The 12,249-nt window shown below is 58.6% G+C and carries 13 protein-coding genes and 1 riboswitch; of the genes, 4 read left to right on the top strand and 9 right to left on the bottom strand.

The features are described 5' to 3' along the window. Positions 1 to 44: 44 nt before the first annotated feature. The 6 genes from metK to miaB form a co-directional block, all read right to left on the bottom strand. Complete coding sequence (gene metK / locus AABB31_RS20355) at positions 45 to 1,226, bottom strand: methionine adenosyltransferase (protein ID WP_373635247.1); 1,182 nt, start codon at positions 1,224 to 1,226, stop codon at positions 45 to 47. Positions 1,227 to 1,232: 6 nt separating this feature from the next. After that, a riboswitch (SAM-SAH riboswitch) is annotated at positions 1,233 to 1,280 on the bottom strand. A 33-nt stretch (positions 1,281 to 1,313) separates the two neighbouring features. Continuing rightward, entirely contained in the window at positions 1,314 to 2,807 is a 1,494-nt protein-coding gene (lnt, locus tag AABB31_RS20350; RefSeq protein WP_342076411.1) for an apolipoprotein N-acyltransferase, read from the bottom strand. Beyond that, a complete protein-coding gene (locus AABB31_RS20345; RefSeq protein ID WP_373635246.1) occupies positions 2,800 to 3,687 on the bottom strand; it encodes a transporter associated domain-containing protein in 888 nt (295 codons plus the stop codon). The genes lnt and AABB31_RS20345 overlap by 8 nt, the downstream gene beginning before the upstream one ends. A 33-nt stretch (positions 3,688 to 3,720) precedes the next feature. Beyond that, on the bottom strand, positions 3,721 to 4,209 hold the full coding sequence (gene ybeY / locus AABB31_RS20340; RefSeq protein WP_342076412.1) for an rRNA maturation RNase YbeY: 489 nt from the start codon (positions 4,207 to 4,209) through the stop codon (positions 3,721 to 3,723). A 19-nt stretch (positions 4,210 to 4,228) separates the two neighbouring features. After that, positions 4,229 to 5,242 (bottom strand): PhoH family protein, encoded by a 1,014-nt coding sequence (locus AABB31_RS20335; protein ID WP_342076413.1) that lies wholly within the window; start codon positions 5,240 to 5,242, stop codon positions 4,229 to 4,231. 141 nt (positions 5,243 to 5,383) lie between these two features. Then, on the bottom strand, positions 5,384 to 6,697 hold the full coding sequence (gene miaB, locus AABB31_RS20330; protein ID WP_342076414.1) for a tRNA (N6-isopentenyl adenosine(37)-C2)-methylthiotransferase MiaB: 1,314 nt from the start codon (positions 6,695 to 6,697) through the stop codon (positions 5,384 to 5,386). Between the two features lie 118 nt (positions 6,698 to 6,815). Between miaB and AABB31_RS20325 the strand changes: the two genes are divergently transcribed. Continuing rightward, complete coding sequence (locus AABB31_RS20325; protein ID WP_342076415.1) at positions 6,816 to 7,667, top strand: hypothetical protein; 852 nt, start codon at positions 6,816 to 6,818, stop codon at positions 7,665 to 7,667. Here the strand turns inward: AABB31_RS20325 and AABB31_RS20320 are convergent. The 3 genes from AABB31_RS20320 to irrA form a co-directional block, all read right to left on the bottom strand. Continuing rightward, on the bottom strand, positions 7,606 to 8,151 hold the full coding sequence (locus AABB31_RS20320; protein WP_342076416.1) for a transposase: 546 nt from the start codon (positions 8,149 to 8,151) through the stop codon (positions 7,606 to 7,608). The genes AABB31_RS20325 and AABB31_RS20320 overlap by 62 nt on opposite strands. Before the next feature lie 76 nt (positions 8,152 to 8,227). Further along, entirely contained in the window at positions 8,228 to 8,992 is a 765-nt protein-coding gene (locus AABB31_RS20315) for a hypothetical protein (protein WP_342076417.1), read from the bottom strand. 56 nt (positions 8,993 to 9,048) lie between these two features. Further along, positions 9,049 to 9,465: an iron response transcriptional regulator IrrA gene (gene irrA, locus AABB31_RS20310; protein WP_373635245.1), complete on the bottom strand. Its 417-nt coding sequence runs from the start codon at positions 9,463 to 9,465 to the stop codon at positions 9,049 to 9,051. Between the two features lie 162 nt (positions 9,466 to 9,627). Between irrA and fabA the strand changes: the two genes are divergently transcribed. Genes fabA through AABB31_RS20295 form a run of 3 tightly spaced genes read left to right on the top strand, consistent with a single transcriptional unit; the run spans position 9,628 to position 12,199 of the window. Then, the gene (gene fabA / locus AABB31_RS20305) at positions 9,628 to 10,137 is read left to right on the top strand and encodes a bifunctional 3-hydroxydecanoyl-ACP dehydratase/trans-2-decenoyl-ACP isomerase (protein WP_342076419.1); all 510 of its coding nucleotides are present in this window, start codon (positions 9,628 to 9,630) and stop codon (positions 10,135 to 10,137) included. A gap of 36 nt (positions 10,138 to 10,173) precedes the next feature. Continuing rightward, on the top strand, positions 10,174 to 11,403 hold the full coding sequence (gene fabB, locus AABB31_RS20300) for a beta-ketoacyl-ACP synthase I (protein WP_342076420.1): 1,230 nt from the start codon (positions 10,174 to 10,176) through the stop codon (positions 11,401 to 11,403). Between the two features lie 4 nt (positions 11,404 to 11,407). Then, the gene (locus tag AABB31_RS20295) at positions 11,408 to 12,199 is read left to right on the top strand and encodes an enoyl-ACP reductase (RefSeq protein WP_342076421.1); all 792 of its coding nucleotides are present in this window, start codon (positions 11,408 to 11,410) and stop codon (positions 12,197 to 12,199) included. The last annotated feature ends 50 nt before the right edge of the window (positions 12,200 to 12,249 follow it).

Raw genomic sequence — 12,249 nt, 5'->3', positions numbered from 1 at the left:
CACAGCGCAAGATCGTAAGATGGCTCTTGAGCCATCCCGCCTTGTCAGACGGCTTTGCGCAGCGCGTCGACCAGGTCAGTGCGTTCCCAGCTAAAACCCCCGTCGCTTTCCGGCGCGCGGCCGAAATGACCATATGCGGCGGTGCGTTCAAAAATCGGCCGGTTCAATCCGAGATGTTGACGAATGCCCCGTGGGGTCAAATCCATGACCTGATTGATCGCAGCCTCAATCGCGGCCGGATCAACCTGATCAGTGCCATGTGTCTCTGCATAAATGGAGAGCGGTTTGGCAACGCCGATGGCATAGCTTAGCTGGATTGTGCAACGCTCGGCCATGCCTGCGGCCACCACGTTCTTGGCCAGATATCGGGCCGCATAGGCCGCGGACCGGTCCACTTTCGTGGGATCCTTGCCCGAGAACGCCCCGCCCCCATGCGGGGCCGCACCGCCATAGGTGTCCACAATGATCTTGCGCCCGGTCAGGCCCGCGTCGCCATCCGGTCCGCCAATGACGAATGTTCCCGTGGGGTTCACCCACCATTCCGTCTGCGGGGTGATGAAACCCTCTGGCAGGACCTCGCGAATATAGGGTTCCACGATTGCGCGGATGTCAGCGCTTGTCTGGCTAGCATCGGCATGCTGCGTCGACAGCACGATTGACGTCACCTCCACCGGTTTTCCGTTGGCGTAGCGCAGCGATATCTGGCTTTTCGCATCGGGCCGCAGGGTCGGCTGTTCGCCGGATTTGCGCACCTCTGCAAGCCTGCGCAGAATAGCGTGGGCATATTGGATCGGGGCGGGCATCAGCGCATCGGTTTCCGTGGTGGCATAACCGAACATGATGCCCTGATCGCCAGCGCCTTCATCCTTGTCGACACTGGCGTCGACACCCTGGGCGATATGGGCGGACTGTTCATGCAACAGGTTTGTGATCTCGCAGGTCGCGTGATGGAACTTGTCCTGCTCGTAGCCGATATTCTTGATACAGGCCCGTGCGATGTCTTCGACCCGACCCACATAGTCCTTCAGCTTGTTGGGATCCGACAGCCCCACCTCACCGCCGATCACCACGCGATTGGTCGTGGCAAACGTCTCGCAGGCGACGCGCGCCTCGGGTTCTTCGGACAGGAAAGCGTCCAGGATCGCATCAGAAATGCGGTCGCACACTTTGTCGGGATGTCCCTCCGATACAGATTCGGAGGTAAAGATGTAGTCGTTACGGGCCATGGGGGTCGCTCCAATAAAATTCTCTGCCACGTCAGGAAGCCGTTGTGACAGAACCAAGGGCGCGTCTAAGGGGTGACCGATCTCAGGTCAATCCGTATCGCGTCGCGCCTTGAGATAGACGCCGAGTGTTAACAAAAGCAGCACAATAAAAACGGTCATGTCACCATAGGCAACATAGACCGTCGCGGGCAGCGCAGGCGGCAGTGGCGCATCAATTGCGCCCTCCTGCCCCAGCGGGATGGAGGCGCGCACACGGCCCTGCCCGTCGATCATTGCGGTTACCCCGGTATTGGCCACACGCACCATGGGCAAGCCTTGCTCGATGGCGCGCAACCGGGCCTGGGCGAGATGTTGATAGGGGCCGGCGGCTTTGCCAAACCACGCGTCATTCGTGATCAGCACAATCAGTCGCGGCCGCGCACCGTCACGTGCGATCTCTTCGGCAAAAATGCCTTCGTAGCAAATCAATGCAATCGCATTGCCGATACCCGGGATCAGGATCGCCTCGCTGTTCTGGCCAGGCGTGAACCCTCCCACCCGGTCGGCCAGCCCGGTCAGCCCCAGCCGGGCAACCAGTCTGCGGCCCGGGATATATTCGCCAAAGGGGACAAGATGGCTCTTGTCATAGACTGCGTCGATTTCGCCGGTCGGGCCCATGACGACAAAACTGTTGTAAAACCGGGCCGCGTCATCCTGCCGCTGAATACCAAAGACCAGTGGCGCGCCGCGGGTCGCCTCGACCAGCAGACTTGTATCAGGTTCGACATAGTTCAGCAGCGACGCAACGGCGGTCTCGGGCCAGACGATCAGGTCGGGCACCGCATCGGCGCGACTATAATCCACCAACCGGTTGAAAAAGACGTCCCGATAGGCCGGATCCCACTTCTGATGCTGCGGCGCATTGGGCTGAACCATGCGGATCAGAGGCGCATCATCGGATGGGGCAGCCGCCGGGGCGGGGATCACCGCAAACGTCGCCCCGCCAACGATCAGCGCAAACAAAACGGCAAAGACCGGGCGCGCCAACAGGTTGGTCAGGCACCAGGCCGCAAGCACGATGATCAGCGTCAACAGATGCGCCCCACCCCATGCGGCCAATTGCGCGGCGGGCGTGTCGACCAGGCTATGGCCCAACAATGCCCAGGGAAAGCCCGTCAGAACCAGCGCGCGGGCGATCTCGGCCGATGCAATCGCAATGACCAGCATCAGCCGGTTTCGCGGTGCCAGTCGTGCGGCCAGCCAGCCCGCAACCGCCCAGAACAGGCCCGCCCCCGCCGCCATCAGGAAAAGCGCAAACGGGGCCATCCAGCCGTGCCGTGCGATATCAACCAGGAACGGCTCTATGATCCAGCGCAGGGCAAAAGCAAAATAGCCAAAACCGAACGCCCACAAATACCATGCGGCCTGACGCGGCGTGGATGCGGCCCGATAGATGTGCAAGACCAGCATCAGGCCCAGAATTGTCGCCGGAAATAAGTTCAGCGGCGCCTGACCCAATGCGGCAAACACGCCAGTCGCCGCCAGACCAATCAGCCGCATCTTGAAGGGCAAGGCCGCAAAGCGCGCGGACAGATCAGGCATCGCGTGCCGGGTACAGACAGACCCGCAGACGTTTGATCCGGCGCGGATCAGCGTCAACAACCTCGAATTCGGGACCATCGGGATGCGAGACCACCTCGCCCCGGGCAGGCAGATGTCCGGCCAGCAACGTGACCAGGCCGCCCAGCGTGTCGATCTCTTCTTCGTCGATGTCTTCGCTGGCTGTCAGGTTCATGCCGATTTCGGCCTCGAAATCATCGAGGTCCGTGCGGGCTTGCGCCAGATAGACGCCCTGCTTTTCCATCACCCAGCTTTTGGCCTCTTCGATGTCATGTTCATCTTCGATCTCGCCCACCACCTGTTCGATCAGGTCCTCAATGGTCACAAGACCGTCCGTCCCGCCATATTCGTCAATCACCAGCGCCATGTGGATACGCTCTGCCTGCATCTTTTGCAGCAGCACGCTCAGCGGCATGGAGGGGGGGACAAACAAAAGCGGGCGCAGCATGTCGCGCAGGTTCATTTCCGCACTGTCGCCATTGAAACCATGGCGCAGCGCAAAATCCTTAAGGTTGGCCACGCCAAGGGGGGTGTCCAATGTGCCGTCATAAACGGGCAATCGGGTCAGGCCGCAATCACGGAATATCTTGACCAACTCGTTCTTGGTGGCCGTGATCGGTGCGGCCATGATATCGGCCTTAGGGATCGAAACATCCTCGACCCGCTTTTGGCGAAGGTTGATCAGGCCAAGCAATGGGGTTTGCGCAGGGCGCGCATTTTGCGTACCGCCATAAGGCGTCTCCTGACCAGATTTTGCAAAGATGGCCTGACGCACGCGCGCCATCAACCCCGGTTTTCGATCAATCTGGCCCTGCAGCGCGCTTTGCGCTGCAATAGAAGGACCTTCCTTACTGTCGCCCATTTCATCCTTGCTCACATGGGCGCATACGCCCGGTTAATCCTTATATGGGTCAGAAATACCCAATTTGCCAAGTATCTCTGTTTCCAACCCCTCCATCAGGGTGGCGTCACGGTCACGGACATGATCGAAACCAAGCAAATGCAACGTACCATGCACAAGTAAATGAACCGCATGATGGGCGAGCGATTTGCCCGCCATTTCAGCCTCGCGCAGGCATGTGTCATAGGCGACGGCAATGTCGCCCAGCTCTGCATCCATATCGGGTTGCGGGGGCAGCGGCATTTCGCCGTCAATGGCCGCCCCCCGTTCGCGCGAGGGCCAGCTGAGCACATTTGTGGCACCATCCTTGCTGCGAAAATCCGCATTCAGCGCGGCAATGCGCTGATCATCGGCGGCCAGAACGCTGGTTTCAAAGACGGTTGGTTCCAGCCCGAGGCGGTCAAATACCGCCGCGGTCGCCATATCAGCCAAAGCCTCGATATCGCCCCAGCGCGGATCCTCGACGATGCAATCAACGCTCATCGCTGGCGACACCCGTCATCTACGCGCTTTCGTCCTTTTCATAGGCCTCGATAATGGCCGCTACCAAAGGATGGCGAACCACATCCTTGGACGTAAAGTAGTTAAAGCTGATCTTGGGAATATTCTTAAGCAGCCGTTCCGCATCCCAGAGGCCGGAATTGACGCCGCGGGGCAGGTCGATTTGGGTCCGGTCGCCGGTAATCACCATGCGCGAGCCTTCGCCAAGACGGGTCAGAAACATCTTCATTTGCATCGTGGTCGCGTTTTGCGCCTCATCCAGCACCACAAAGGCGTTGGACAGGGTGCGGCCACGCATGAACGCCAATGGCGCAATCTCGATGACCTTTTCCTCCATCATCTTGGCGGCCTGCTTGCCCGGCAGAAAATCATTGAGCGCATCATAAAGCGGCTGCATGTAAGGATCGACCTTGTCCTTCATGTCACCGGGCAAATAGCCAAGCTTTTCGCCGGCCTCCACCGCAGGGCGCGACAGGATGATCTTATCGACATGACCACCGATCAGCATATTCACACCAACCGCAACCGCCAGATAGGTCTTGCCCGTACCGGCCGGACCAATGCCAAATGCAAGTTCATTGTCGAACAACGATTTGACATAGGCCTTTTGGGCATCTGTGCGGGGTTCAATCAGCTTCTTACGGGTCTTGACCTCAATCCGCGAGGTATCGCCCTTGAACAGCTCGATCTGATCGCCGTCGCGGGCCGGGCCGCGCACCGCCTCGGGGCCCATGCGAAGTTCGCGATCAATATCACCGGGTTCCAGTGACCGACCGGCCTCCAGACGGCTATAGAGCGCGCGCAATACGTCAACCGCATTGTCCCGCTCTGCCGGTTCACCAATCACGGCCAACTGGTTGCCGCGGCGCAATATCTGCACGTTCAGTTTATCTTCGATCGTGGTGAGATTGCGATCATACTCCCCACACAGATCAATCAACAGGAAGTTGTCGGGGAATTCGACAAGGGATTCTGCGATATTGTCGGCGGGCGGGGTCAGGGCACCTGTGGCCAATCAGCTCTCCTTTGAGTCTTTATCCTCGTATCGTGACAAGGGATCGGGGCGGGCGCAAGGCGCGTCCACGAATTGTCACATTTCTGAAAGAAAAAACCGCCGGTGATGAGGCCTAACGCCAGAAAATGTGGCCCCTATGCCCTACGCGCTGACCAGCACGCCTTTCAGGGAATTCGGGCTGTCCTCAACGATATCCACCGCACAGACCTGTCCCAGCACATCTTGTGGGGCATCCGCATAGACCGCATGCAGATATTCGGACTTGCCAATCATTTGCCCCGGCTCGCGCCCGGCCTTTTCGAACAGGATCTTGACACGACGCCCGACCATGTCGGCCTGGCTGGCCTGTTGCTGGCTGCGCAGCAAGGCCTGCAATCGCTGCAACCGGTCGTTCATCACATCCTCGGGCAGCTGCGGTTTTTCGGCCGCCGGTGTTCCGGGCCGGGTGGAATATTTGAACGAATAGGCCTGGCCATAATGGACATCACGGACCAACTGCATCGTGTCCTCAAAATCAGCATCCGTCTCGCCCGGGAAGCCAACGATGAAATCACCCGACAACAGGATGTCCGGGCGTGCAGCCCTGATCCGTTCGATCAGACGCAGATAGCTTTCGGCAGTATGTTTGCGGTTCATCGCCTTGAGAATCCGGTCCGAGCCGGACTGCACGGGCAGATGCAGATAAGGCATCAGTTTGTCGCAGGTCCCGTGGGCGGCGATTAACGCATCATCCATGTCATTGGGATGCGAGGTCGTAAATCGGATGCGTTCCAACCCGTCGACCTTGTCCAGCGCCCAGATCAGGCCGGCCAGACCATCGGCGTGACCGTGATAGGCGTTCACGTTCTGCCCGAGAAGGGTGATTTCCTTCACGCCGGCCTCGACCAGTTCCTGTGCTTCCCTGATCACGCGATCCGCCGGGCGCGACACCTCTGCCCCGCGGGTATACGGGACCACGCAGAATGCGCAGAACTTGTCGCAGCCTTCCTGCACCGTCAGAAACGCCGTTGGGCCACGTTTCGCCTTGGCGCGTGATCGCAACGTATCGAATTTATCATCTTCGGGGAAATCGGTATCCAACGCCTTTTTGCCGGATCGGACTGCGTCTTCCATGGCGGGCAAGCGATGATAGCTTTGCGGGCCGACCACCAAATCGACCAATGGCTGGCGGCGCATGATCTCTTCACCCTCGGCCTGTGCCACGCAACCGGCCACACCAATCTTGAGGTCTGGCTTGTCGGCTTTCAGCCCCTTGAACCGCCCCAGTTCCGAATAGACTTTTTCGGCCGCCTTTTCGCGGATGTGGCATGTATTCAAAAGGATCATGTCCGCGTCATCAGCGGTCTGGGTTTCGACATAACCGCTGCCGCCCAGCGCCTCGACCATCCGTTCACTGTCATAGACATTCATCTGACAGCCATAGGTCTTGATAAATAGCTTTTTGGGCGCGGTCATGAAGCGAACTCGTTTCGGTCAGATATGGGTCAGCGCCTTCTACCGACAAGCAGATGCGCTTGCAATGCGGACCAAATTGGCAGAGTTTTTGCCGCACAGCCCAACGAACCGGATCCCGATGAAATACCGCAGCCTCTCCGCCCTGACCACTGACGGGAAAAGCGTCTTGCAACAGGGGCCATTGGCGTTAGTGCTGATTGAGGACCAGATTGAGGTCGACAGCACGGTCGCGCATTTGCGCAAGATCGGATTTGGCACGATCATCGCGTTTTGCGCAGCCGATATTGCGCTACCTGACGGCGTTATCCGCGTGGATCATGACGTCCTTGCCGATGACGCGTTGGAGGACATCCTGAACGCGGTGATCGCCGTCGCACCCGATCAATGGATTCACTACTGCTACAATGCGGAGTATTTTTATTACCCCTTTGTCGAAACCCGCAGCGTTGGCGAAATGATCGCCTTTTGCATGGAAGAACGCCGCAACAGCGTGTTGACCTATGTGGTCGATCTTTATGCCCGCGATCTGGGCGCGTTTCCGGACGCTGTTGATCCACAGACCCCCTATCTGGACCGCGCCGGATATTACGCATTGGCCCGGCGCGACGAAACAGGTGCCGAGCTGGATCGGCAGATGGATTATTATGGCGGCCTGCGCTGGCGGTTCGAGGAACATATCCCCGACCACCGACGTCGTATTGACCGCTTGTCGCTTTTTCGGGCCGCGCCGGGGCTGCGGATGGATCATGACCGTCGCTTCAACATTGCCGAATATAATACTTATGCCTGTCCCTGGCATAACAGTCTGACCGCCACGATCTGTTCTTTTCGCACGGCCAAGGCCTTGCGACGCAACCCCGGCAGCAAACATCAGATTGACAGTTTCGACTGGCCCAACGCGGTCGCGTTCAACTGGCAATCACAGCAATTGCTTGATCTGGGTCTGATGGAACCCGGACAGTGGTTTTAGACCGGGATGGATCAAGATCCATCCTACGACGATGGGTTGATGAATATGGCCATTCGCCAGGCGCGCGGGCCAGACCAGCGACGATTGGGGCCGTTGCGATGACATGGACGTGCCGATCATAGTCGTCCGGGTCCCGGATCGCATGTTCCCAGAAACGGCGTTGCCAAATCCCCTTCTCGTTCCGGCGATTTTGGTTCGGCGGCACATAGTCAGGCGCCGGGCAATGCCGGGAAAAGGTCGACTTGATCAACCGCCACCTTTTGGAAAAGGCCGCATCCCCATCCGGCAGACGCCAGATCATGTGCGTCACGCTGGGCAACACGACCGCCTCTGCAATCTCGAAAGGCCAGCGTTTTATGCACAGACCGGTAGCATGACGCAGCAGATCAATGCGCGCTGTCAGCAAATCAGATCCGGGATCCTGCAGCCGCGCGGAAAAGAAATACGTACCCCCAGGGATGTAGCGTCGGCGATAATTGGTCATAGCGCAGCATTGGCGGGGATTGGTTAAACCAAAGTAAATGGCGCCGCGCCGTAGGATGGATTTCAATCCATCCCGGTCAGGACCGCACCTGATCCTCATCATCCAAAGGCAACTTGCCCGCCAAGCGGGCTAGCCCGATATCTGCCTTGCCCTTGACCAGCCAGGAAAGGCCAAATGCCCATATACCGACGGCCTCAAACCAGAAGACAAGGTTATTTGCGACCACAATGGCGCGTGCCGGACCGGTCCCAAAGATCTTCAGAACCGAGGCCAGCGCAATGCCGATCAGCGCACAAAGAATGATCCAGCCGCAAATCCGGTAGATCACCCGACGGCCCGGCTGGGCACCACGGGTAAACTTCGACAGACAGAACACTGCAAGACAGGCAAAAAAGACCAGGGCAGAGGCGTAATGCACCAACGGGCTTGTCCCCATGCCGACCATGTTCTGGGTCATCGTCGCCACCTGAGCCGTAGGGCTTTCATTGGGAAACAACGCCACGCCAAAGGCAGAAATACCCGCGACCGTCCCTAGCCAGTCATCGTCGATCACATCGCCTGGGGTGCGGCCATAGCCGCGGTAGCAGATCAGGAAGACGCCAATCGCGCAAAGGGTCCCCACAAAAATGTCCCTGTAAATAGTGTGGTAGAAATCGCTGATCGACGGCTCGATCCGGTGGTAATCAATCAACCCGCCCAGCAAAAGAACACAAGGAAGCGCCATCCCCAGCAGCCCCAGCGCGGTGCGGACGCGGTGATACGACATGACCATGTCATGTTTGCGATCTTCATGCATTGCGATCTGCCCCTTTGGGGTCACGGCGGCGAATGGACCGAGCATGCGCGACGTCGGCGTGTGAGACAAGGTACGGGTATCCGGACCCCAGCAGGTGGGGGTTATTTGCGGCGCAACCGGATGACCACGTCAACCGATGCGATCTCGGCCCCATATGGAGCATCAGGAAGGCGGCTGATCTGCAACTCCTGGGCAGGCGCATCGGTCAGTGTCGCGTTATCTTCCCAATAAAAATGGGGGTGATCGGTCATATTGGTGTCAAAGTAGCTTTTTGACCCATCGACCGTGATCTCACGCATCAGGCCGGCATCGCAGAACGCACGCAACGTGTTGTAGACGGTCGCAAGCGAGACTTTCTCGCCAGCGTCGGAGGCGGCATCAAAAAGACCCTCTGCAGTGACATGCCTGTCCTTGCCGTCACCCACCAACAAGGTCGCAAGGGTCAGACGCTGCCGGGTCGGGCGCAATCCTGCCCCCGCCAGCCAATTCGCGCTGCGCTCTGTCTGCGTCTGTGTCATGGTTCGTCCATATCCCGATGTCTGGCACAATATAATGGCAAAGCCATCAACGGATCAATTGCAATTAATTCGCAATCTACCAAGTAAGGCGCGGACTTGCTCTTTCAAACCCCACGGTGATAGAGGTCGCAAAACGTAGTAACGAGAAATGAGATCCGGAATATGGCGGACTATCCAAGTAGTTTTGACAAAGAAGGCCTGCTAAAATGCGCCCGTGGCGAGCTTTTTGGCCCTGGCAACGCACAATTGCCTGCCCCGCCCATGCTGATGATGGACCGCATCACCGATATTTCCGGGGATCGCGGGGCGCATGGCAAAGGACATGTTGTCGCAGAGTTCGATATCACCCCTGATCTATGGTTCTTTGACTGCCATTTTCCCGGCAATCCGATCATGCCGGGCTGCCTGGGACTGGACGGTCTTTGGCAGCTGACAGGTTTCAATCTTGGCTGGCGTGGCTGGCAAGGGCGCGGCTACGCGCTGGGTGTCGGCGAGGTCAAACTGACCGGCATGGTCCGGCCTGATCGCAAAATGCTGACCTACAAGGTCGATTTCACCAAGGCGGTACAAACCCGGCGGTTGACGATGGGCGTTGCAGACGGAATTGTCGAGGCAGATGGCGATGTCATCTATCAGGTCAAAGATATGAAAGTTGCGCTCTCCGAGAGTTAATCAGCGAAAACGCTAACAATAAAGGGAGGGGTGCCCATGCGCCGTGTCGTCGTCACTGGTCTTGGTATCGTATCACCGATCGGAAATAACGCTGATGAAGTGCTCAACGCGCTGAAAGCAGGTACATCAGGTATCGAAGCCAGCCCGGACATGTCCGAGCGCGGGTTTCGCAGCCAGATTGCCGGGACCCTCAAGATAGATGTCAGCGAACATGTCGACAAACGCACGCTGCGGTTCATGGGCCCGGGGGCGGCTTATGCCCATATCGCGATGCAGCAGGCCATCGCCGATGCAGGCCTGAACGAAGATCAGATCGTCAATCCGATGACTGGGCTGATCGCAGGGTCCGGCGGGCCGTCCACATCGGCCATCCTGACCGCCCACAATGTTGTGCGCGAAACGGGCGCGACCAAGCGCATCGGCCCTTTCGCCGTGCCCAAGGCAATGTCATCAACGGTCAGCGCGAACCTTGCCACCGCTTTCAAGATCAAGGGGATGAACTTTTCAATCACCTCCGCCTGTTCCACCAGCCTGCATTGCATCGGCATGGCCGCGCAGCAGGTAGCACTGGGCAATCAGGACATCATGTTCGCAGGTGGCGGCGAAGAGCTCGACTGGACCCTGTCCTGCCTGTTTGATGCCATGGGTGCGATGTCGTCGAAATATAACGACACGCCCGAACGCGCGAGCCGGGCCTTTGACGCAGGGCGCGACGGCTTTGTCATTGCGGGCGGCGGGGCCATGGTGGTGCTGGAAAGTCTCGAAAGCGCGCAGGCGCGCGGTGCGACCATCTATGCCGAGGTGACCGGTTTTGCCGCGACCTCTGACGGGGCGGATATGGTCGCCCCCTCCGGTGAAGGCGGCGAACGGGCCATGCGCGGCGCGCTGAAAACCCTCCCCGAGGGCCGGAAGGTCAGCTACATCAACGCACATGGCACATCCACCCCCGTAGGCGATGTGGGCGAGGTCGAGGCCGTCCGCCGTGTCTTTGGGCAAGGCACGACGCCACCGATCAGTTCGACCAAATCCATGACCGGCCATTCGCAGGGGGCGACGGGCGCGCAGGAGGCGATCTACTGCCTGCTGATGTTGCAGAATGATTTCATCGCGCCATCCATCAATGTGGAAACCCTTGATCCGGCGCTTGATCCATCCGAAATTGCAACCCAGCGGGTTGACGATGCGGGGCTGGATACGGTGATGACCAACTCATTCGGGTTCGGCGGAACAAACGGATCCATGTTGCTGTCCAAATTCCAAGGCTAGGACTATGACGATTTCAATGCAGGGAAAACGCGGTCTGATCATGGGCGTTGCCAATGAACGCTCGATCGCGTGGGGTATTGCCAAGGCGATGGCCGATGCAGGCGCAGAGCTTGCCTTTAGCTATCAGGGCGAGGCGTTTGGCAAGCGGCTGGAACCGCTGGCCACATCCGTTGGGTCCGACATCATGGTTGATGTCGATGTGACCGATGACACAAGCATGGACGCGGCATTTGAAACCCTCAAGGATCGGTGGGGTACGCTGGATTTTGTGGTGCATGCCATCGCGTTTTCGGACAAGACCGAACTGACAGGTCGGTTCATCAATACCAGCCGGGACAATTTCAAGAACTCACTGGCGATCTCGTGTTATTCCTTCATTGATGTGGCCAACCGGGCGTCAAAGCTGATGCCGGACGGGGGGACATTGCTGACCCTGACCTATCAGGGGTCAAACCGGGTCACACCGTTCTACAACGTCATGGGGGTTGCAAAGGCCGCACTGGAAAGCACGACGCGCTATCTGGCAAATGATCTTGGGCCGCAGGGTATTCGTGTAAACGCGATCAGCCCCGGCCCGATGAAAACCCTTGCCGGGGCCGCCATTGGTGGTGCGCGCAAGACCTACAAACACACCGACATGAACGCCCCCCTGCGGGCCAATGCAACGTTGGAGGCCGTCGGTGGCACGGCGGTTTATCTGGCGTCGGATGCAGGGGCCTGCACCACGGGCGAGATTATTCGTGTCGATGGTGGTTTCCACGTTCTGGGCATGCCGCAGCCGGACCATCTGGTCTAGGATCAGGTACAGCCATTCCGCAGCGCCAACGCAGGTCCTTTGGAACAGGC

Source organism: Yoonia sp. SS1-5 (genome assembly GCF_038443705.2).
Taxonomy (GTDB): domain Bacteria; phylum Pseudomonadota; class Alphaproteobacteria; order Rhodobacterales; family Rhodobacteraceae; genus Yoonia; species Yoonia rhodophyticola.
This window is presented reverse-complemented; position numbering and strand designations above follow the sequence as displayed.

Coding starts and splice junctions, on each gene's coding strand:
- metK (WP_373635247.1), bottom strand. CDS start 1,226: ATGGCCCGTAACGACTACATCTTTACCTCCGAATCTGTATCGGAGGGA.
- lnt (WP_342076411.1), bottom strand. CDS start 2,807: ATGCCTGATCTGTCCGCGCGCTTTGCGGCCTTGCCCTTCAAGATGCGG.
- AABB31_RS20345 (WP_373635246.1), bottom strand. CDS start 3,687: ATGGGCGACAGTAAGGAAGGTCCTTCTATTGCAGCGCAAAGCGCGCTG.
- ybeY (WP_342076412.1), bottom strand. CDS start 4,209: ATGAGCGTTGATTGCATCGTCGAGGATCCGCGCTGGGGCGATATCGAG.
- miaB (WP_342076414.1), bottom strand. CDS start 6,697: ATGACCGCGCCCAAAAAGCTATTTATCAAGACCTATGGCTGTCAGATG.
- AABB31_RS20325 (WP_342076415.1), top strand. CDS start 6,816: ATGAAATACCGCAGCCTCTCCGCCCTGACCACTGACGGGAAAAGCGTC.
- AABB31_RS20320 (WP_342076416.1), bottom strand. CDS start 8,151: ATGACCAATTATCGCCGACGCTACATCCCTGGGGGTACGTATTTCTTT.
- AABB31_RS20315 (WP_342076417.1), bottom strand. CDS start 8,992: ATGCTCGGTCCATTCGCCGCCGTGACCCCAAAGGGGCAGATCGCAATG.
- irrA (WP_373635245.1), bottom strand. CDS start 9,465: ATGACACAGACGCAGACAGAGCGCAGCGCGAATTGGCTGGCGGGGGCA.
- fabA (WP_342076419.1), top strand. CDS start 9,628: ATGGCGGACTATCCAAGTAGTTTTGACAAAGAAGGCCTGCTAAAATGC.
- fabB (WP_342076420.1), top strand. CDS start 10,174: ATGCGCCGTGTCGTCGTCACTGGTCTTGGTATCGTATCACCGATCGGA.
- AABB31_RS20295 (WP_342076421.1), top strand. CDS start 11,408: ATGACGATTTCAATGCAGGGAAAACGCGGTCTGATCATGGGCGTTGCC.